Origin of the sequence: Sedimentibacter sp. (assembly GCF_038562225.1) — a bacterium.
In the GTDB taxonomy this organism is placed as follows: domain Bacteria; phylum Bacillota; class Clostridia; order Tissierellales; family Sedimentibacteraceae; genus Sedimentibacter.
Genome location: NZ_JBCFAS010000002.1, coordinates 213,960 through 233,963, shown reverse-complemented (window position 1 = coordinate 233,963; position 20,004 = coordinate 213,960). Strand labels below are relative to the sequence as shown.

The 20,004-nt window shown below is 35.9% G+C and carries 16 protein-coding genes; all 16 read left to right on the top strand.

Annotation, left to right across the window (positions count from 1 at the left end):
* The first annotated feature begins 15 nt into the window (after positions 1–15).
* Entirely contained in the window at positions 16–1,578 is a 1,563-nt protein-coding gene (locus tag AAGU76_RS07655) for an ABC transporter substrate-binding protein (protein ID WP_342484883.1), read from the top strand.
* Between the two features lie 68 nt (positions 1,579–1,646).
* Positions 1,647–2,579, top strand: a complete 933-nt coding sequence (locus AAGU76_RS07650) for an ABC transporter permease (protein WP_342484882.1) — start codon at positions 1,647–1,649, stop codon at positions 2,577–2,579.
* A 12-nt stretch (positions 2,580–2,591) separates the two neighbouring features.
* Entirely contained in the window at positions 2,592–3,497 is a 906-nt protein-coding gene (locus AAGU76_RS07645) for an ABC transporter permease (protein WP_342484881.1), read from the top strand.
* An 18-nt stretch (positions 3,498–3,515) separates the two neighbouring features.
* Positions 3,516–4,487: an ABC transporter ATP-binding protein gene (locus AAGU76_RS07640; protein ID WP_342484880.1), complete on the top strand. Its 972-nt coding sequence runs from the start codon at positions 3,516–3,518 to the stop codon at positions 4,485–4,487.
* Between the two features lie 32 nt (positions 4,488–4,519).
* Positions 4,520–5,491, top strand: coding sequence for an oligopeptide/dipeptide ABC transporter ATP-binding protein (locus tag AAGU76_RS07635; protein ID WP_342484879.1), 972 nt, complete (start codon positions 4,520–4,522; stop codon positions 5,489–5,491).
* 118 nt (positions 5,492–5,609) lie between these two features.
* Positions 5,610–7,001, top strand: a complete 1,392-nt coding sequence (gene gcvPA, locus AAGU76_RS07630; RefSeq protein ID WP_342484878.1) for an aminomethyl-transferring glycine dehydrogenase subunit GcvPA — start codon at positions 5,610–5,612, stop codon at positions 6,999–7,001.
* A 48-nt stretch (positions 7,002–7,049) separates the two neighbouring features.
* Positions 7,050–8,633, top strand: coding sequence for an aminomethyl-transferring glycine dehydrogenase subunit GcvPB (gene gcvPB, locus AAGU76_RS07625; RefSeq protein WP_342484877.1), 1,584 nt, complete (start codon positions 7,050–7,052; stop codon positions 8,631–8,633).
* A gap of 1,068 nt (positions 8,634–9,701) precedes the next feature.
* Positions 9,702–11,093: a sugar transferase gene (locus AAGU76_RS07620; RefSeq protein WP_342484876.1), complete on the top strand. Its 1,392-nt coding sequence runs from the start codon at positions 9,702–9,704 to the stop codon at positions 11,091–11,093.
* Positions 11,094–11,209: 116 nt separating this feature from the next.
* Positions 11,210–11,956 carry a WecB/TagA/CpsF family glycosyltransferase gene (locus AAGU76_RS07615; protein ID WP_342484875.1) on the top strand — a complete coding sequence of 249 codons (747 nt, stop codon included), beginning with the start codon at positions 11,210–11,212 and terminating at the stop codon, positions 11,954–11,956.
* Positions 11,957–11,972: 16 nt separating this feature from the next.
* The gene (locus AAGU76_RS07610) at positions 11,973–13,196 is read left to right on the top strand and encodes a nucleotide sugar dehydrogenase (protein ID WP_342484874.1); all 1,224 of its coding nucleotides are present in this window, start codon (positions 11,973–11,975) and stop codon (positions 13,194–13,196) included.
* Positions 13,197–13,514: 318 nt separating this feature from the next.
* Positions 13,515–14,582 carry a glycosyltransferase family 4 protein gene (locus AAGU76_RS07605; protein WP_342484873.1) on the top strand — a complete coding sequence of 356 codons (1,068 nt, stop codon included), beginning with the start codon at positions 13,515–13,517 and terminating at the stop codon, positions 14,580–14,582.
* Between the two features lie 26 nt (positions 14,583–14,608).
* Complete coding sequence (locus AAGU76_RS07600; RefSeq protein ID WP_342484872.1) at positions 14,609–15,706, top strand: glycosyltransferase family 4 protein; 1,098 nt, start codon at positions 14,609–14,611, stop codon at positions 15,704–15,706.
* Between the two features lie 225 nt (positions 15,707–15,931).
* Complete coding sequence (locus AAGU76_RS07595; RefSeq protein WP_342484871.1) at positions 15,932–16,990, top strand: alpha-1,2-fucosyltransferase; 1,059 nt, start codon at positions 15,932–15,934, stop codon at positions 16,988–16,990.
* 32 nt (positions 16,991–17,022) lie between these two features.
* A complete protein-coding gene (locus AAGU76_RS07590; RefSeq protein ID WP_342484870.1) occupies positions 17,023–18,294 on the top strand; it encodes a hypothetical protein in 1,272 nt (423 codons plus the stop codon).
* 358 nt (positions 18,295–18,652) lie between these two features.
* Positions 18,653–19,396, top strand: a complete 744-nt coding sequence (locus tag AAGU76_RS07585; RefSeq protein ID WP_342484869.1) for a Wzz/FepE/Etk N-terminal domain-containing protein — start codon at positions 18,653–18,655, stop codon at positions 19,394–19,396.
* A complete protein-coding gene (locus AAGU76_RS07580; RefSeq protein ID WP_342484868.1) occupies positions 19,341–20,000 on the top strand; it encodes a CpsD/CapB family tyrosine-protein kinase in 660 nt (219 codons plus the stop codon). The genes AAGU76_RS07585 and AAGU76_RS07580 overlap by 56 nt, the downstream gene beginning before the upstream one ends.
* Positions 20,001–20,004: the final 4 nt, after the last annotated feature.

Sequence of the window (20,004 nt, the reverse complement as noted above, 5' to 3'; positions counted from 1 at the left end):
TAAATTGGAGGAAATATGAAAAATAGAATTCTTAAATCCGTACTATGTATGATGCTTAGTTTGACACTGATTTTAACCGGCTGCTCCGGACAAAGCAAAAGCAACTCGGAAAGTACAGCTTCACAGAGCGCAACAGAAAACACTAAAAAAGATTCGCTGATGTACAGCATACTATCAGACATTGTTACATTGGATCCCGTCAAATCCAACGACTCAACATCTCAATATGTACATTATCAAATATTTGATACATTGATCAGAGAAGAAAAGGATGGGACATTGGTTCCTTCTTTGGCTGAAAGCTGGGAAATCTCAGAAGATGGAAAGGAAGTTGTTTTCAACCTGAGAAAAAATGTAAAATTCCATAACGGCGAGGTAATGACTGCTGATGACGTTGCGTTTTCATTGAACAGATCAATTGCATCTGCATTTACTACTAAAATTACCGGAGCTATGAAATCAGCAGAAGTGATTGATGAAAACACAGTCAAACTTAACATGAAGCAGGCGTATGGTGCAGTATTAGGATGCATGTCATCAGCTAATGTTGCTATAGTGAGCAAAAAAGCAGTTGAAGCAAATGAAGAAGGCTTTGCAAGAAATCCGATAGGTACAGGACCATACAAGTTTGTCGAATGGAAAAATGGAGAAAAGATAGTATTAGAAAGTTTCCAGGATTATTTCAGGGGCGAAGCTGCCATAAAAAATCTTACATTCAAAGTGATTTCAGATTCAAACACCGCAGTTGTCGCTCTTGAAAAAGGGGAAACGGACATAATGGACACTCCTCCTAAGAGCGCAAGACAAAGCTTAATCGATAACAAAGATCTGGAATATTATGAAGCAGACCAAGCATGTTACTACTTGATATCATTCAATAATGAGAAGGGCATTTTTTCGGATAAGAAACTTAGAGAAGCAGTAAATTATGCCATGGACAGAGAATCAATCATCATTGGGGCACTTGAAGGCGTAGGCACGCCAGTAGAAGCAGCAATGGTGCCATTAGTTGATGAATATCCTAAAGACTTTAAAGCAAATGAATTCAATGTCGAAAAAGCTAAACAATTGATGGCTGAAGCCGGTTACGCAAATGGATTCACAGTTAAAATGAAAACCATTGATTCCCCTACATATATCAAGCCTACTGAAATGATTCAAGCTCAGCTTGCTGAAATTGGTATAACGGTTGAGATAGAAGTTATGGAAAGAGGTTCGTGGATGGCAGATGTATTGACAAACAATAACTATGAAATAACATTCTGGGCTATACCTATAACCGTAATGGATCCGGATTTCGCCACATATTCAGCATTCCACAGCAGCATGATAAACGGCGGAGGCAATTTTGCCAGAGTTAACATTCCGCAATTAGATACATTGCTGGAAAAGGGGAGGGCATCTCAGTCAAAAGAAGAAAGAGCGCAAATATATGCTGATGTATGCCAGATAATTAAAGATGAAAGTGTTATAGTCCCTCTTTTTACAGGGAGAAGATGCATCGCAGCAAACAAAGATTTAACCGGAGTTGTAGCTATTCCAAATCTGAAATATTACGTTTACGACTGGTCATGGTAGTGATACCAAAAAGTATAGTCAACATTCAAGCAGGTATTATATCTGCTTGAATGTTCTAAGGAGGTAAAATGTTAAAATATATTGGGAAAAGAATTCTTCTTATGATACCTGTTATGATTGGTATTTCATTTATCATATTTTCTATAATGAATTTAACGCCAGGGGACCCGGCGAGATTGATATTAGGAGAAAATGCAACTTTGAGCGATGTTGAACAGCTCAGGGAGGAAATGGGACTTAATGATAATTTCTTCATAAGGTATTTAAATTACATCAAAAACGCGTTGCACGGGAACTTCGGGAATTCATACAGAACAAATCTCCCAGTGGGAGAAGAGCTTGCGGCTAGATTTCCAAATACATTGAAGCTTGCATTTTGGGGTATGACTCTGGCAGTTATAATAGGTATCCCCGTAGGAATAATATCTGCAGTAAAGCAATATTCAATTATTGACGGAATGGTCACTGCAGTATCGCTTTTTCTGACGTCAATTCCAGGATTTTGGCTGGGCTTAATGCTCATATTGATATTTGCACTGAATTTAGACCTATTGCCGGCTACGGGAGTAGATACATGGAAGCATTTCATCTTGCCGTCAATCACTCTTTCAGCAAATACGATGGCAACAGTAATAAGAATGACACGCTCAACAATGCTCGAAGTCATCAGACAGGATTATATCAGAACTGCAAGAGCAAAAGGTGCAGGAGAAAATAAGGTAATATTCAAGCACGCCTTGAAGAATGCGCTATTGCCGGTAGTAACAATTATAGGTATAAATTTTGGAATCCAGTTGGGTGGAGCTATAATAACAGAAACCGTATTTGCAATGCCGGGATTAGGAACACTTATGATAACCTCAGTAAGGATGAAAGATACACCAATGGTAATGGCTTGTATTATATTTGTTGCATTGCTTGCAGGTCTGATAAATTTGGCTGTAGACATATTATATACGTATATTGACCCAAGAATAAAATCTCAGTATGTAAAGGCTTAGTCGGTGATGAATATGGCAGAGATTAACAATGTTGCATCAAATTATAAGACATCAAACAAAAAAGTGAAAAAAAGAAGCCAATTGGGATATATTTGGTTTCGTTTCAAGAAAAATAAACTGGCAATGATAGGGCTGGCAATGCTTATAGTATTAATATTCATAGCAGTGTTTGCAGATTTTCTTGCAGATTATAAAGCTGACGCAATAAATCAAAATGTCAAAATAAGGCTGCAGACACCCAGCAGTGAACATTTTTTCGGAACTGATCAATACGGAAGAGATCAATTTGCCAGAGTTATATTCGGCACAAGAATATCATTGTTTGTAGGAATTGTAACAATAGCAATTTCATTGGTGATCGGCGGAATAATTGGATCCATAGCTGCATATTACGGAGGAAAGACAGATAACTTCCTTATGCGAATTATGGATGTGTTCCTGGCGATCCCAGCGACTATATTTGCAATAGCAATAGTGTCCGCGCTAGGGCCAGGCATAAACAATTTGCTGATTGCATTAAGCATTTCAAGGATTCCGCAATTTGCAAGAGTGGTCCGTTCCGCAATAATGCCAATTAAGGAACAGGAATACATAGAAGCCGCCAGGGCATACGGAACTAAAGACAGCAGAATAATTATGAAATATATTATCCCAAACGCAATAGGACCCATAATTGTACAGGCAACAACAACTATGGCATCAACTATATTATCCGTGGCAGCATTAAGCTTCCTTGGACTCGGAGTACAGCCTCCTACACCTGAATGGGGATCGATGCTCAATGATGGAAAGGAGCAGATGAGGTATTATCCACATCTTGTTGTAATTCCCGGTATTGCAATAATAATTTCCGTGCTGTCCTTGAACTTGATAGGAGATGGTTTGAGAGATGCATTGGATCCCAGGTTAAAGAATTAATGATTGATGGAGGAAATAATGGCAGAAAAATTGCTTGAGATAAATAACTTGCATGTTGAATATAAAACGGATGAGGCTGTTGTGTATGCCGTAAACGGATTGGATCTGACCGTCAACAGGGGCGAAACAATAGGACTTGTGGGTGAAACCGGAGCTGGAAAAACAACAACAGCACTTAGCATCATGAGACTCCTGCCGGAAAGAATCGGTTATATAAAAGACGGGAGCATTAAGCTTGAGAACAAAGACATAATAAGGGCTACAGAAGCAGACATGAGATTGATCAGGGGAGAAAGCGTGTCAATGATATTCCAGGATCCAATGACAAGCTTGAATCCAATATTGACAGTCGGCGAGCAAATATCTGAAGTGCTGGAGCTGCATAAAAAAAATATGAGCAAAGCAGAAAAGTCTAAGAGAGTTGATGAAATATTGGAACTGGTAGGGCTGCCTGCATTAAGAAAAAAGGATTATCCCCATCAGTTCTCGGGAGGTATGAAGCAGCGAGTAGTCATTGCAATAGCATTAGCCTGTGAGCCTAAGCTTTTACTTGCTGATGAACCAACAACAGCGCTGGATGTTACAATTCAGGCTCAGGTGCTTGAAATGATGAAAGATTTGAAGGAAAAAATAAATACAGCTATGATTCTGATAACGCATGATTTGGGTATAGTAGCCCAAACCTGCGATAGGGTTGCAATTATGTATGCAGGTGAAATAATTGAGATAGGCACAGCAGAAGATATATTTGAAGGCAAAGACCACCATCCCTATACGGTTGGTTTATTCGGCTCAATACCAGATATGAAAAAAACGTCAAAAAGGTTAAGCCCTATAGAAGGATTGATGCCTGATCCGACAAATTTGCCTGATGGATGTAAGTTTCATGACAGATGTCCTAAATGCATGGAAATTTGTAAAACAAAAAATCCAGATGTATTTTTGGAAGGAATGCATTCCATAAAATGTCATTTGTATTCTTTAAATTAAGAAGGATCATTAGCGGTGAAAGGAGGCATTAAATGAGCACAGCTTTAATACAAACCAGGAATTTGAAAAAATATTTTAAAACACCTAAAGGCACGCTTCATGCGGTGGACGGTGTTGATTTGGAAATAAAAAAGGGACATACATTAGGCGTCGTAGGCGAATCAGGCTGCGGAAAATCTACACTTGGAAGGGCGATATTGAGATTACTGGAGCCCACAGACGGAGAAGTATTATATGACGGCAAGAATATTTTAAATTATGACAAGAAAGAAATGATTGATATGAGGAAAAGGATGCAGATAATTTTCCAGGATCCATATGCATCTTTAAATCCGAGAATGACTATAAATGAAATCATTACTGAGCCTGTCAAAGTTTGCAGAACCATAACCAATAAAAAAGAAATAGAAAAAAAAGTAACTGAACTTATGGATACAGTCGGTATAGCGCAAAGATTCATAAACACATATCCTCATGAACTTGACGGTGGAAGAAGACAGCGTATCGGCATTGCGAGAGCATTGATATTGGATCCGATGTTTATAGTGTGTGACGAGCCTGTTTCAGCTTTGGATGTTTCAATCCAGGCGCAGATACTCAATCTGATGATGGAATTGCAGGAAGAAAGAGGTCTCACCTATATGTTTATAACGCATGATTTAAGCGTTGTAAAGCACATTAGCGACGAAATTGCTGTAATGTATCTTGGTCAATGCGTTGAAAGGGCTCCCTCCGAAGAACTATTCAACAACCCGTTGCACCCATACACAAAGGCATTGTTAAACGCCATACCTGCTCCCGATTTAAGTTCCAGGTCTAAATCGAAAACTGTAATTAAGGGTGAAGTGACAAGTCCTATTGATCCAAAGCCAGGATGCAGGTTTGCTGCAAGATGTCCGGAAGTTAAAGCGGAATGCACGTTACAAAACCTGGAACTGAAGGAAAATTCAAGAAATCATTTTGTGGCTTGCACATTGTATAACAGAGATTATTCAATGTATTAACTATTATAAAAGGAATTAATGGTAGACATTTCGTTAATGAAGACAGATGCTTCATAAATATAGAAATGTCTACTGCTTTAAGCAGGAGTATTTTAAATAAAGAGGAGCTGGAGACAAAATGGACAAAAAAGTCAAGATTGCTCATCCATACATGCCTAACAGTGTGGAAAGCATAAAAAAGGAAATGCTTGAAGAAATAGGAGTAAAAAACGCTGAGGAGATACTGAAATACATACCGGAGGAGCAAAGATTCAAAGGAACCATGAAATTGCCAGAACCGCTGCTTTCAGAAATGGAACTGAAGGATCAAGTGGAGGAGACATTAGGAAAAAACATTTCATGCAAAGATAATCTGAATTTTTTAGGTGCAGGATGCTACAACCACTATGTTCCTGCAATATGCGACGAAATCAACTCGAGAAGTGAATTTTTAACAGCATACTGTGGTGAAACATATACGGATCACGGAAAATGTCAGGCAATATTTGAATTCACAAGCTTAATGGGTGAGCTTGTTGATATGGATGTTGTAGGATTAGCAACATATGACGGCGGTCAAGCAACATGTACTGCGTTGAGGATGGCACATCGTATTACAGGCAGATCTGAATTGCTTGTTCCAAGAACCATGAACCCGGATATCATATCTCAGTTAAATAATTTTGTTGATTTTATGACAATTACGTTTATAGACTACGATCCGGTCACAGGACAGCTGAACGTAGATGATCTGAGAGGAAAGATTTCAGAAAAAACAGCAGCGGTATACTTGGAAAATCCCTCATACCTGGGATTTATCGAAGAAAACGGCAAAACAATCGGAGAGATAGCTCATGAGCATGGAGCTGTATTCGTAGTGTCGGCAGATCCATCATCATTAGGGATATTGGAGGCCCCGTCGAACTATGGAGCAGATATAACCTGCGGTGATATTCAGTGCCTGGGAATGCACATGGGATTTGGCAGCGGCCTTTCAGGTTATATCGCAAGCAAAAATGATTCTAACTACATTATGAATTTTCCAAACCACTTTTATAGTTTGTATGAAAACGATAAAGGCGAGTTCGGCTTTGCACGCTCGTTAAATCAAAGAACAAGCTATGGCAGCAGAGAAAATGCAGTGGAATACTTAGGCACAAATACTGGATTATGGGCAATAACGGCAGCAGTCTATCTTTCGTTGATGGGACCTGAAGGAATGTATGATTTAGCAGAAAACATATTATTCAAGTCCAAATATGCAGCAAAAAAACTGTCCGAGGTTGACGGAATAAAGGTACTGTTCAATGGGAGCACAAATTTTAAAGAGTTCATACTTAACTTTGAGGATACTACAAAGACTGTCGGAGAAATCAACAAAGAATTATTGTCAAAAGGAATTTTCGGAGGAAAAGACATATCAAAGGAATTTAAGGAACTTGGAAATTCAGCCTTATACTGCGTAACAGAGCTGACGATGAAAAAAGACATAGACAGACTTTCGGAGACACTTAAAGAAATTTTGAAATAAAACGGTATATGCTTAAAAACCACATTGATACCATTAGAGGTGAAAAACATGAAAGAAGATATGAAAGTCAGAAATTTTCATCAGGCAAGATGGAATGAACCGATTATATTTGAGCTCAGTACCCAAGGTCAAAGAGGGATACTGATTCCAGAGCCTGAAAAGGAATTAAGAGAACAAGTTGGCGAATTCGAAAACCTCATACCAAAAAGCATAGAAAGGAAAAGAAAGGCTGCTTTGCCGGAAATAGCACAGCCTCAGGTGCTTAGGCATTTTCTGAGGTTGTCTCAGGAAACATTGGGGCAGGACATAAACATAGATATAGGACTTGGAACTTGTACCATGAAATACAGTCCGAAAATCAATGAACAATTTGTATCCAATCATAAATTTTCGGAACTTCACCCTCTTCAGGATGATGAAACAACACAGGGCATTTTGGAGATAATATATAAAACAGAAGAAATGTTAAAAGAAATATCCGGCATGGATTCGTTTTCGTTTCAACCGGGTGGCGGAGCGCAGGCTGTATTTTCCAATGCTTCAATTTTGAAGGCATATCATAGTGACAGAGGTGAGGTAGAACAAAGGGATGAAATAATAACGACTCTGCTGTCTCATCCGGTAAATGCTGCGGCTCCGCGCACAAAGGGATTCAAGGTAATAACACTGATGCCGGACAAGGAGACCGGATATGCTGATATAGAAACATTAAAGTCAGTAGTATCCAACAGGACTGCAGGGATGTTTATCACAAACCCGGAGGATACTGGAATTTATAACCCTATAGTGAAGGAGATGATAAAAATAGTACATGATGCTGGAGGATTATGCATAGCTGACCAGGCTGATGCAAATGGTCTGTTTGGCATTACGAGAGCGAGAGAAGCAGGATACGACATGTGTCACTTCAATCTTCACAAGGCTTTTTCATCACCTCATGGTTCCATGGGACCCTGCTGCGGAGCGCAAGGCGTAAGAGATTACCTAGTGAAATACCTTCCGTCTCCAGTTGTAAAATTCGATGGGAAAAGATATGGCTTAGATAATGACAGACCTGAAAGCATAGGTAAGATACGAGAATTTTACGGAGTAATAGCAGTAGTGTTAAGAGCATATGCATGGATTTTATCAATCGGAGCAGAAAGGCTAAAAGAAGTATCTGAAATATCTGTCATCAACAACAACTATATGATGAAGAAGCTTTTAAAGGAAGTGAAGGGAATTTCAGTTCCCTGGGCAGAAGGACAGTTCAGAATGGAACAAATTCGCTACAGCTGGGAAAAATTGAAAAACGATACGGGCGTAAATACAGAGGATATTGACAGAAGAAGTGGCGATTATGGTTTGCAGGGATACTTCCAAAGTCATCATCCACGTATAATAAAAGAACCATTTACACCAGAACCAAATGAAAGCTATTCTAAAAAGGAAATAGATGAATATGTTAATATATTTAAAAAAATATCAGAAGAGGCTTATGAAAATCCTGAAATTGTAAAGACGTCACCGCACAATGGGCCTATTTCCTTAATACCGAAAGAGGAAATAACTGATCCTGATGATCTGATTGTAACGTGGAGAGTTTATAAAAGAAAAAAGAAACTAGATGTATTTGATAGACTGCTGAAATAGTGTATGAAATATATTATTATGAGTGATAAATAGCATTTCTGCTTAGAGAAAAAATTATAAAACCGTATTATCCAGGAGTTATATAACAATCTGGTTAATTCGGTTTTTTTAGTGTATAGGTTTAATACCACTCGAGAAAAATCCGACATTAATCGACAAAAAAATACATGTGCTTTTTTGGAACATTCTGATGAACGGTATTTTGCAATAATCAGAAATAACGAATGGTTAAACAATCACATTCAAGCATAACCTTATAAAATCAATTTTCACAGATTAACAATCATATAGAAAAATGCCGACTTCAAATCAGCTTTTTCCACACAAAATAATTTATGTAAACATAACGTGTAATTACAACTTTAATGAAGAAATTTGTCGAATACAGTCGACAAACGTCGAAAATTACTGCCTTGTCGAGGGTATACAAATTTTGTCAGCAGTGCTATAATGTTCATTGCTTGAAACATTATGGATTAACCAGTGCAGGACTTAAGACATGGCAATAACATTTTGTCATTTCTGGGTTTCTTTTGTACAACTTTGAATTATTTGTTGGTACAACAAAATACCCATTTGAAACAAACAGGCACACATTCATTATTTCGGATGGATTTAAAAAAAGTTTAGGGTTCGTTATTAACTTTCATAAATTTCAGGCAAAGTTATCATACATAATAGCAAATGCATAAACCGGGATAACGGGGGAGTAACAGGGGATGAGGATTAATTCAAGTACATATTCGTTTTTTAGCAGGTACCGGAAATATGTACCTGTTCCTATCAATGCCTTAGCGGCAATACTATCATATTCGCTGCCTCATGTACTGACCGGCTAGCATCCGGTCGAAATCAAGATTATCCAGCACGATTTTCATTTACGCAATAATTTCATAGGTATATTAATTATGCTAAGAATTTCAGAATCCGGTTTAAAGCTGTAAATTCCGTTACTAAACTAGAACGGCTTTTAAGGCTGTCCTTGTAACTGGAATGACAACCATACAATGTAATTGGATTTTGAGGGTTTAGAGCTGGGAATAGTTTCAAAACCAGGGGAGGAAATAGATGTTAAGGGAATTTGGGGCGCTTTTAGATGATGTTTCGCGGTTAGTAGATTTTATTATCATTAGTCTGGGGTTTTATTGCACAGTGGAAATCTACCTGTTTAAACACGCTTTGAGCGGAAGTTTATGGGAACAGTATTTTGTGATATTTTTGGTATATGTTTTATGTTGGATTATAATTTCTAACACCGTTAAGGTTTACCAGTCCAGAAGGTTTATGACTGCAGGATTTGAAATAAGGCAACTTGTAAAGGCACATGTTGTTACATTTGCTGTGACGATAATGACTGTTACTTTATACCAGCCAACGTTAATACACAATCGATTTGTGTTTTATTTTGAAACCATAGCACTTTGTCTTACTTTAGTGGTTCATTGCATTGTAAGACTGATGCTTCAATCCTGGCGATTGATGGGGAGAAATACCAGATATGTTCTGATTCTTGGGAGTGGTCAGGCGGCTCATTCTTATTTAGACAAGGTTAATGAAAATCCTCAGTTGGGATATAAAGTCATAGGATACCTAGCACCTGAACGCAACGGTCTGAAAGTACCATATCTGGGAGATTATCCAAATCTTGAATCAATTATGAGGATGAAAATTGTAGATGTAACAGTAGTCACAGCCCCATTATCAGACCAAGGGGTAAGGGATTGTCTGGAGTTACTGGATATTATGGGTAAGACCGTTACAATTCTGCTTGATGACATCGTAGCAAAAGTAACACGCAGCAGATCAGTTAATTTTGATGGGTTGCCAATGGTTGCCTATTACGGCAGTCCAAGGTTACCGGTACAGGAATTTATGAAAAGAACATTGGATGTTACAATATCGGGGATAGGTCTCATCGCCATCAGTCCGTTATTGTTACTGATTGCAATAGCAGTAAAGGTATCATCTGACGGACCGGTTTTATTCTGCCAGGAGAGGGTTGGATTGAACGGACGTAGATTCAAAATGTACAAGTTTAGATCAATGGTTATAAACGCTGAAGAACTTAAAGAAAAATTAGTGCACCTCAATGAGATGAGCGGACCTGTATTCAAGATTACAAATGATCCCCGTGTAACTGCGGTAGGACGTTTTCTTAGGAAAACAAGCCTGGATGAGCTGCCGCAGCTGTGGAATGTGCTGATAGGAGACATGAGCCTGGTTGGTCCAAGACCTCCGTTGCCCAGTGAAGTAAATATGTATGACCCAAGGCACAGGAAGAGATTATCAGTGAAGCCGGGGATTACCTGTATCTGGCAGATCAGCGGCCGCAACGAGGTGGACTTTGAAGAGTGGATGGAAATGGACGCTGAATATGTAGACAGTTGGTCTTTGATGATGGACATGGAGATTCTGGCAAAGACAGTACCGGTGGTGTTAATGAGGAAGGGTGCAAGCTAAATCGGATACAAAACTTGCCAACTTGGGTGAATATAATAGCCACAGCGAAGATGCTAAAGCATTAGGGAGAAAAAGTTGATATAAGAGAATATCTACTTGTAATGAGGAATAGTTAAATGGAAAATAAGAGATTTAAATTATTTAATACGTATGTTGATGCTTTAAGTTTCGATGAAACAATAAAAGAAGTTGAAGACATTATTGTTGAAAAAAAACCAACTCAGCATGTTGTCATTAATGCATCAAAAATAAACTTAATGCAACAGGATGATAAATTAACTGAAATTGTTAATTCCTGTCCATTAATTAATGCAGATGGTGCATCAATTATATGGGCAGCAAAAAAGCTTGGTATTCCTGTTGTGGAAAGGGTAACAGGAATTGATTTATTTACAAAACTAGTGGAAATTTCGGATAAAAAAGGATATCGTATTTTTTTGTTTGGCGCAAAAGAGGAAGTTGTAACTAAGGTTAAGTCTATATTTGAAAATAAATATAAAAATATCAAAATAGTCGGATATCGAAATGGGTATTTCACTGAAGTAGATGAGTTTGAAATTGTACAACAAATAGCAGCTTCTGAAGCTGATATTATGTTCGTAGCTTTCTCTTCACCTAAAAAAGAATATTGGATAAATAAATACTTAAATGAAATGAACGTTCCTTTTGTTATGGGTGTTGGAGGAAGCTTTGATGTAGTGGCTGGTGTAACAGACAGAGCGCCAAAATGGATGCAGGAACATGGACTCGAATGGTTTTATCGTTTTATACAGGAACCGAAACGCATGTTTAAACGATACATTATCGGAAATGTAAAATATGTAATGTTAACATACAAAACAAAATTTTTATTATCTAGGTAATTTGGAAGGGGAAAAAATGATCAATGTTATAGGATTAGGATATATCGGATTACCGACAGCATTAATGTTAGCATCTCATGGATTGGCGGTAATCGGTACTGACTGTAACGAAGAACTTGTGTCTACATTAAATTCGGGGAAAACTACATTTAAAGAAGATGGCTTAGATGAAATATTTAATACTGCTGTTAAATTGGGGATACAATTTAGCAATGAATATCAGCAGACAGATATGTATATTATTTCTGTTCCAACACCGTATGATGAGTGCACAAAGAAAATAGATGCAAAATATGTGGGAGCGGCTATAAAAAACGTAATGGGTGTGTGTTTAAAAGGTGCAACTATTGTTATTGAGTCAACCATAGCTCCAGGTACTATTGATAAATATGTGCGTCCAATTGTTGAAGAAAATGGATTTGAAATTGGTGAAGATATAAATCTTGTTCATGCACCAGAAAGAATAATACCAGGAAATATGTTTTATGAACTTGTTCATAATTCCCGGACGATAGGTGCAGATAATAGAATTATTGGAGAGAAAGTAAAAGAAGTGTACTCAGTGTTCTGTAAAGGAGAGATAGTAGTTACGGATATAAAGACTGCGGAAATGACAAAGGTTGTTGAGAATACATTCCGTGATATAAATATTGCATATGCCAATGAACTGGCAAAAATCTGCCGCTCTGATGACATGGACGTTTATGAGATTATACGAATAGCAAATAAACATCCAAGAGTAAATATCCTTTCACCTGGCCCTGGTGTTGGCGGACATTGCATATCAGTTGATCCATGGTTTCTTGTTGGTGATTATCCAGGCCTTGCTAATATTATTCTTGCTGCAAGAAAAATTAATGATTCTATGCCTGAATTTGTACTTGAAAGAGTACATGATATAATGATAGAAAAAGGAATGACAGATTTAAGTCGTGTTGGTTTATATGGTCTAACTTATAAAGAAAACGTAGACGATATGAGAGAATCACCTACACTTCAGATGTTAGAATCAATGGAAAAGCATTTGAGTGGGAACTTTGTTAAAGTATATGATCCATATATTAAGAAGGATGTTGTTCCAAACCAATTTCATGATTTAGATGAATTTTTAAACACTGTTGATTTTGTTGTATTGCTTGTGGGTCATGATGAAATTAAAAAAAATATGGATAAACTTAGAGATAAAGTAATTCTTGATACACGTAAAATTTGTGATTTAAATGGAACGTATAGATTGTAATAGTATAAGATAAACTGGTGATAGTGTCTTAAGAAATTAAAAGAATTTGAATTATTGAGCACTAAAGTAAAATGCACCTTAATTAAACCAGTATTGGTTATGGTAGATACAACAGAGTGAACCGAAGGAATAAAGCTATAACTTTGAAAATGATTGGAATCGAGGAAAATTAATTTTGCAATAGTTTTTAGGTGTTACTATATATAACGATAGGAATATGAAAAAAATGCGAACTATGTAATTCTTATGGTGACATATTTACCAATAAACATAATGAAGGTATTCTAGTAAGGAGATAATTAGAGGGAGTTAGTAGCAATGATAAAAGTACTGATGTGTGGTAATCATCCAACTAATAAGGGTGGGATGACGAGTGTTATTTCTCAAATTTTATCTCATGATTGGGATAATGAAGGTATTGAGATTAAGTTTGTTCCTACATTTTATCCAGGGAACAATGCGGTTAAGAGCATCTATTTTATCGTAGCTTGTATTAAAATACTCATCAATTTTATTTTCTTCAGGCCTGAAATTGTGCATATGCATATGTCGTATAAAGGCAGTTTTAGCAGAAAGTATTTGATACATAGGCTATGTAAGATATTTAAAATTAAAGATATTATCCATTTGCATGGTTCGGAATTTGAAAAGTGGTATAAAGAATCAAATTGTTATTTACAAGGGAAAATACGATGCTTATTAAAGGAATGTGATACGTTTTTAGTTTTAGGAGAAAAATGGGAAACTGTAATTAAGAATATTGAGCCGGATACTAATATCATGCTAATCAATAATGCCATTGAGATACCTAATACAATGGTGTCGTGGAATGATAAAAAATGTCAGTTATTATTCATGGGCGTTTTAATACCTAGAAAGGGTATGTTTGATCTACTTAATGCTTTAAAAATACTTAAGGATCAACAGAAATTAGAAAAAATTAGATTGGCTATAGCTGGTACTGGTCCAGATGAAGAGAAACTGAAAAAGTTTTGTGATGAAAATGGTTTAAATAAATATGTCCGGTTTTGTGGTTGGGTGACTGGAGATAAGAAAAATGAATTGATTTGTAGTAGCCAAGTGTCTGTATTAACTTCATATAACGAAGGACTTCCAATATCAATTTTGGAGGCAATTAGTTATGGAATGCCAGTTGTGGCAACTGATGTAGGGGATATTTCATCTGCAGTTATAGATGATTTAAATGGATATCTTATAAAACCAAGAGATATAGAGACCCTGATTGAGAAAATACTATTTATAAATAATCAAGAGACTTTTACAAAAATGTCAGTAAAATCAAGGGAAATTGCTGAAAATAAGTTTTCATCTAAAATCTTTTATAAAAAGTTATCTAATTGCTATCACAAATTGATATGTAATTAGATTTGCTGGATAGAGGAATAAAACATATGAAGATATTACATTTACTTGCTACAGGGTATACTGGTGGGATAGAAGTTTTATGTAAGGAATATGCTTGTAATTCAAAACTGGATAACATTTTTTTATTTTTGTGGGGGAATGGGCAAATTGCTCAAGAAATGTTAGACAGAGGTGATAATGTTATTAACATGAATGCTTCAAAATTAAATCCAGTTAAATCCTTTGTTAATATTTTGTTTTTGTGTAAAAAAGAAAATATAACATCAGTTGTAGTACATCATTCAGCACCAATGATGCATGTTTATTTAATATTAATAAAACTTTTTAAACCATATATTAAAACATACGCCTATGCTCATTGTGATGCTAAAGATATGTGTCCGTCAGAAAGAAGGTTTTTGTGGCTACGCGAAGCAATAATTCGACAATCTTTATATCGGGCGGATATGGTTATTGCTATTTCTTATTATGTAAAAAAGAGTTTGATAAATTACTATAAAATAAATGACTCTAAAATTAAAGTTATATACAATGGAGTTGATTTAAAAAAATTTTTAGCTAAATTACAAAGAAGAAGTTCTTTTGAATTGATTGAATTGACATATATAGGTAGATTAATAAAAAATAAAGGCGTACAAATTATCCTACAAGGGTTATCATTGTTACCAGACGATAGTCCTTTTCATTTTAATATTGTTGGTGATGGACCATATAGATTAGAATTAGAGCAATTAACTAAAAAATACAAACTTTGCAAAAAAGTTAAATTTTGGGGGACACAAAGAGAAGTGTCAAAAATATTATTAAAGTCAGATGTTTTTGTACATGTACCGATATGGGAAGAAGGATTTGGTATCACAGTAGTTGAAGCAATGGCAGCAGGGTTAGTCACAGTTTGTTCAAGGAGTGGTGCACTTCAAGAGTTAATTGAAAACGGAGAGAATGGGTTTTTAGTTAATAAAAATAGTCCTAATGAAGTCGCAAATATTTTTCAAAAAATATTTGATAATATTAATTCTCCATGTATTTGGAATATACGAGTTAAGACTCAAGAAAAGGCAACTCAGTTCTCAATTCAAAGATTTACAGAAGAGCTTGATTCTACATTGAATGAAAAAAGTTAGTATAAGTACAGTTAGCCATAAATGTACATAACTTATAAAACTAACAATTTCACATATCTAATTCGATGTTTTGAGTTGGTTTATATAAACTCACCTCGTGGAACTGAACAGTTATTATTAAATATCAATTTAGTAAAAAAGTACTGTGTATGATTTGAATAAGAATAATTTAAAGTTGACTTTCACTATATATGCATGCTCAAAATTGTAAATGATGAAAGGTAAATGTTAGAAATGAAGGTAATACATATTGAATCAGGATTAGGAAACCAGATGCTAAGCTACTGTGAATTTTTGGCAATTAGGAAAACCAATCCTTATGATTCGTGTTATATTGAAAATATTATTTATGAAATTCCCTTATGCAATGATTACATTTGTCAGTGGAATGGTTACGAATTAGATCAAATTTTTGGAATTGATGTTCCAAACATAAAAGACATATTTACGAATGAACAATGGATGAATATAAGCAAGATGATTGTTGAGAGTGCATTTTGGCAAAAAGATTGGAATTGGCCAGTTTATTTTGCAAGAGCTTTTCAAGAAGAAGGATTAGTTCTGAAAAATATTCGTGGAGATTTTGAGGATGAAAAAAGAGAGTGGTCCATAAGTAGGAAAGGTAATATTCCATTAAGTTTTAAATTAAAGCAAACAGGCACCTATGCGAATTTTCGTAGAATATATAGAGAGCATAGATTTAAGGAGTATTTGTCTTCAGATGTTGATAAGCTTTTCTATAATGGTGAAGAAAGTGTATTAACAGGACAAAGACTTACATTTAAAAATAGAAATAACAATATTGAAAAAATTGATACTGAAATTAGAAGAAGTTTTATCTTTCCGGTTATTACTGATGCTAAAAATAAGAACTGTGCAGAGAAAATTTCAACATGTCAATCAATTGCAATACATGCAAGAAGAGGTGATATGCTATCAGTTAATGGTAAATATTATAGAAGTGGCTATTTTAAAAGAGCTGTCAGATATATTAAAAAAAATATTGAGAATCCTTGTTTTTTCTTTTTTTGTGATCCAGGAAGTATTGAGTGGTGTAAACAAAATGAAAGAATATTTGGACTGAATTTTCAAAAGGACAATGTATACTTTGTTGACTGGAATAGTGGTAAGGGTAGCTATCGCGATATGCAGTTGATGAGCTTGTGTAAACATAATATTATAACGAACAGCTCGTTTGGTTGGTGGGGAGCATATTTGAATACAAATCTCAATAAAATAACAATTTCTCCGGAAATTGAAATCAATACAACGCATCATTTCTAAGAAGAAGCTTTTATAATGGAGTAGTAGCATAGATGAAGATAAGGTTCAAAAAACAACTAATTTTTATGTTTATCATTATAGCAACAGGACTGTCATATTTTTATTTGATTGACTCAGATTCATCAGTTGTTGGCATTGGAGTCGACGATATTGCCTTGATATTTGCATCAGCATGGGGAGTATATATATGGTTGATACTGTATAAAAAGCCAAACCCTAAATTTGAGTATGCTGTTTGGATGTTGTGTACAATAATACTTATAGTCTTGAGTTCATGGCAGAGTTATAACTTATACGGTCAGAATATAAGTCTTGGAATTAAGGTTCAACGAACTTTTTTAGTTTGGGCGATTTTATATTTTCCTATTCGAAAAGCATTTTATTATCAATTGATTACCATTCAAGGAATAAAATATGTAATTCAAATTATTGGTATTATTGAATTGGTTTTGTTTATTGGGCAATATCTACTATCAGATAGCGTTTCTTTCTTGTACGTGGATCAAGGACTTCGATATGGAACAGTTCGATATTATTTTCAACCTATTTTGATAGACCTTTTATACTTTGTGGAATTCGATAATTTTATTATGTTAAAAGGTAGAAAGAAAATAGTATCTAGTGTGCTGTTGATTACATGTTTACTAGAGGTTATGGTTGTTCAAAAGCTCCGGTTAACATCGATAGCACTGATTCTGTGTATAATGATTGGAACATTTATAGCTAAAGGTTCAATTAAAAAAAAGTTTATGTATATTATAATTGCATCAATTTTTTTCTTAATCCTTTTTAAAACAATACTAGTTCAAGATGTTTTGAATGAACTCTTTTATTCAAGTAGCCATACTTCCACTTTAAGTATTAGAGAATCAGGAAGAGCATTATACTTGTCATCATTAACTAATCATCCTTTATTAGGTGGTGGCTATCCACACGAAGAATGCTATGCCGCATATACTGCTGCGGGTTTATATAGTAAGATTTATCTAGTTGATAACGGCATATTTGGGTTCATGTATATATATGGAGGTATCGGACTAGTTTGGTTGGTAACATTTTGGTTTAAAATGCTTTTGAAAGGTTGGAATTTATTCAAAAAATCTAAATATATGGCATATCTTTTGTTTCCAATTTTCTTCTTGGTTACTGGAATTAACGAGATGCATTGGTATTGGATGAATGGATTTATGATTTTGATATTTTTTCTTGCACTTCAAGAACAGGAAAGTGAGAAGAAAAGGTATGAACATTTAGGTAAGTATAGAATATTAACTGAAAAGATTAATATATATGCCACTTCTTAAATATAAGCAACTAAATAGTGTCGAAATTCTGATTGCTTATCGTACAATTAAATGCCAAATTAAAAGATGTTTTTAAATTTGAAGAGATATCATCATTACCAGATAAAAATGCTTATTTAGAAAAATTGATAACTCAGTAACTTATAAAAAGTTACATAATAATAATTAAAATTTTGAAACAGAAGGCTATTAATGCTTGGGTACAACTCTTGCTCATGTCGAATAAAGTCGAAACGGCTCGAAAAGAACTGCCCAGCTAAACTTGTTTGGGTAAGGAACAAAATGTTATAATGTTAAGAGTTGGTAAAATATGTGCTTTAAATACAGGACATATTTTAAAAATCAAAAGGAGAATTTTATGTACGAAGATGAAGAATATGACGTGATTGAGCTTAAGGAAATTTTGCAGATTGTTAAGAAGCACATTTGGCTCATTGTGATAGTTCCGATTATATTTGGAGCAATCGGAGCTGCAGTGAGCATATATGTGATTGCACCTGTGTATGAGTCTTCGACCACGCTCATAGTAAGACAGAACAAGGCCGACAATGAAGAAATGGAACTTACAGATGTGAATCTGAGCAAGAGCTTGGTTTACACCTATGCAGAAATGGCAAAGTCTAAGACTATACTGGAAAACACCAGGGTATCTTTGGGGCTGACTGAAATCGATGATGAGTCAATTACAGTGTCTCCTGTAAAGGACACTCAGATTTTGAAGGTTTCCGTGGAAAACACCAGTCCTCAGCTTGCCATGGACATCGCAAACACTCTTGTGGAGGAGTTCACGCTGGAAATAGTCAGAATCACAAAGACCGACAACGTGGCTGTGGTTGACTATGCGGACATGCCGCTAGAACCGATCAAGCCGAACAAGATCATGAACACGGCCATTGCTGCAATGATTGGCGAGATGCTGGTGCTGCTGGCAGTGTTTCTTAAGGAATATCTGGACAATTCCATCAAATCAGAAAAGGATATCGAAAAATACTTGGGTGTCTCTGTCATAGGCAGCATACCTAATTTCAACCAGGGGGTAAAAGCACATGGAAAAGTTCACCGCAAAAGACAGTCCGAAGTCGCCAATAACGGAAGCATATAGAAAGGTTGCCGCAAACATTCAGTTTGCAAACATAGACGGCAACATCAGGACCATAATGGTCACAAGCTCCATGGAGAATGAAGGCAAGTCCACAACCATCAGCAACCTGGCAACTGTCATGGCAGACCTTGGGAAGAAGATACTGCTGGCTGATTTCGACCTGAGAAAGCCATCCATTCACAAGCAGTTTGGTCTATCCAACAGAAAAGGTCTCACTGACCTGTTGTTGAACAAGGATAACTTCAAGAACTATGTAAATAATGTTTATCCCGGTCTTGATGTTATGACGGCAGGTAAGATTCCGTCAAACCCTTATGAGATACTTAATTCCAATGCCATCAGGGAGCTTGTGAAAGAGCTTCAAAAACATTACGATTACATATTTCTAGATACCCCTCCCATGATTCTGGTGAGCGATCCCATAACCATTGCTTCCTACTCCGATGCGGTCATACTTACCATTGCATTTTCGGAAACCGAAAGGGAAGTTGCAAAGAAAACCATCGAGAGCCTCAAAAAGGTCAATGCAAACATAATCGGAACAATACTGAACAAAGTGCCAGTGACTAAACAAAACAAATACTACTACAACTACTATTATTAAAACG

Excerpts from the sequence above, each read along its gene's own strand:
- AAGU76_RS07655 (WP_342484883.1), top strand. The coding sequence starts at position 16 with ATGAAAAATAGAATTCTTAAATCCGTACTATGTATGATGCTTAGTTTG.
- AAGU76_RS07650 (WP_342484882.1), top strand. The coding sequence starts at position 1,647 with ATGTTAAAATATATTGGGAAAAGAATTCTTCTTATGATACCTGTTATG.
- AAGU76_RS07645 (WP_342484881.1), top strand. The coding sequence starts at position 2,592 with ATGGCAGAGATTAACAATGTTGCATCAAATTATAAGACATCAAACAAA.
- AAGU76_RS07640 (WP_342484880.1), top strand. The coding sequence starts at position 3,516 with ATGGCAGAAAAATTGCTTGAGATAAATAACTTGCATGTTGAATATAAA.
- AAGU76_RS07635 (WP_342484879.1), top strand. The coding sequence starts at position 4,520 with ATGAGCACAGCTTTAATACAAACCAGGAATTTGAAAAAATATTTTAAA.
- gcvPA (WP_342484878.1), top strand. The coding sequence starts at position 5,610 with ATGGACAAAAAAGTCAAGATTGCTCATCCATACATGCCTAACAGTGTG.
- gcvPB (WP_342484877.1), top strand. The coding sequence starts at position 7,050 with ATGAAAGAAGATATGAAAGTCAGAAATTTTCATCAGGCAAGATGGAAT.
- AAGU76_RS07620 (WP_342484876.1), top strand. The coding sequence starts at position 9,702 with ATGTTAAGGGAATTTGGGGCGCTTTTAGATGATGTTTCGCGGTTAGTA.
- AAGU76_RS07615 (WP_342484875.1), top strand. The coding sequence starts at position 11,210 with ATGGAAAATAAGAGATTTAAATTATTTAATACGTATGTTGATGCTTTA.
- AAGU76_RS07610 (WP_342484874.1), top strand. The coding sequence starts at position 11,973 with ATGATCAATGTTATAGGATTAGGATATATCGGATTACCGACAGCATTA.
- AAGU76_RS07605 (WP_342484873.1), top strand. The coding sequence starts at position 13,515 with ATGATAAAAGTACTGATGTGTGGTAATCATCCAACTAATAAGGGTGGG.
- AAGU76_RS07600 (WP_342484872.1), top strand. The coding sequence starts at position 14,609 with ATGAAGATATTACATTTACTTGCTACAGGGTATACTGGTGGGATAGAA.
- AAGU76_RS07595 (WP_342484871.1), top strand. The coding sequence starts at position 15,932 with ATGTTAGAAATGAAGGTAATACATATTGAATCAGGATTAGGAAACCAG.
- AAGU76_RS07590 (WP_342484870.1), top strand. The coding sequence starts at position 17,023 with ATGAAGATAAGGTTCAAAAAACAACTAATTTTTATGTTTATCATTATA.
- AAGU76_RS07585 (WP_342484869.1), top strand. The coding sequence starts at position 18,653 with ATGTACGAAGATGAAGAATATGACGTGATTGAGCTTAAGGAAATTTTG.
- AAGU76_RS07580 (WP_342484868.1), top strand. The coding sequence starts at position 19,341 with ATGGAAAAGTTCACCGCAAAAGACAGTCCGAAGTCGCCAATAACGGAA.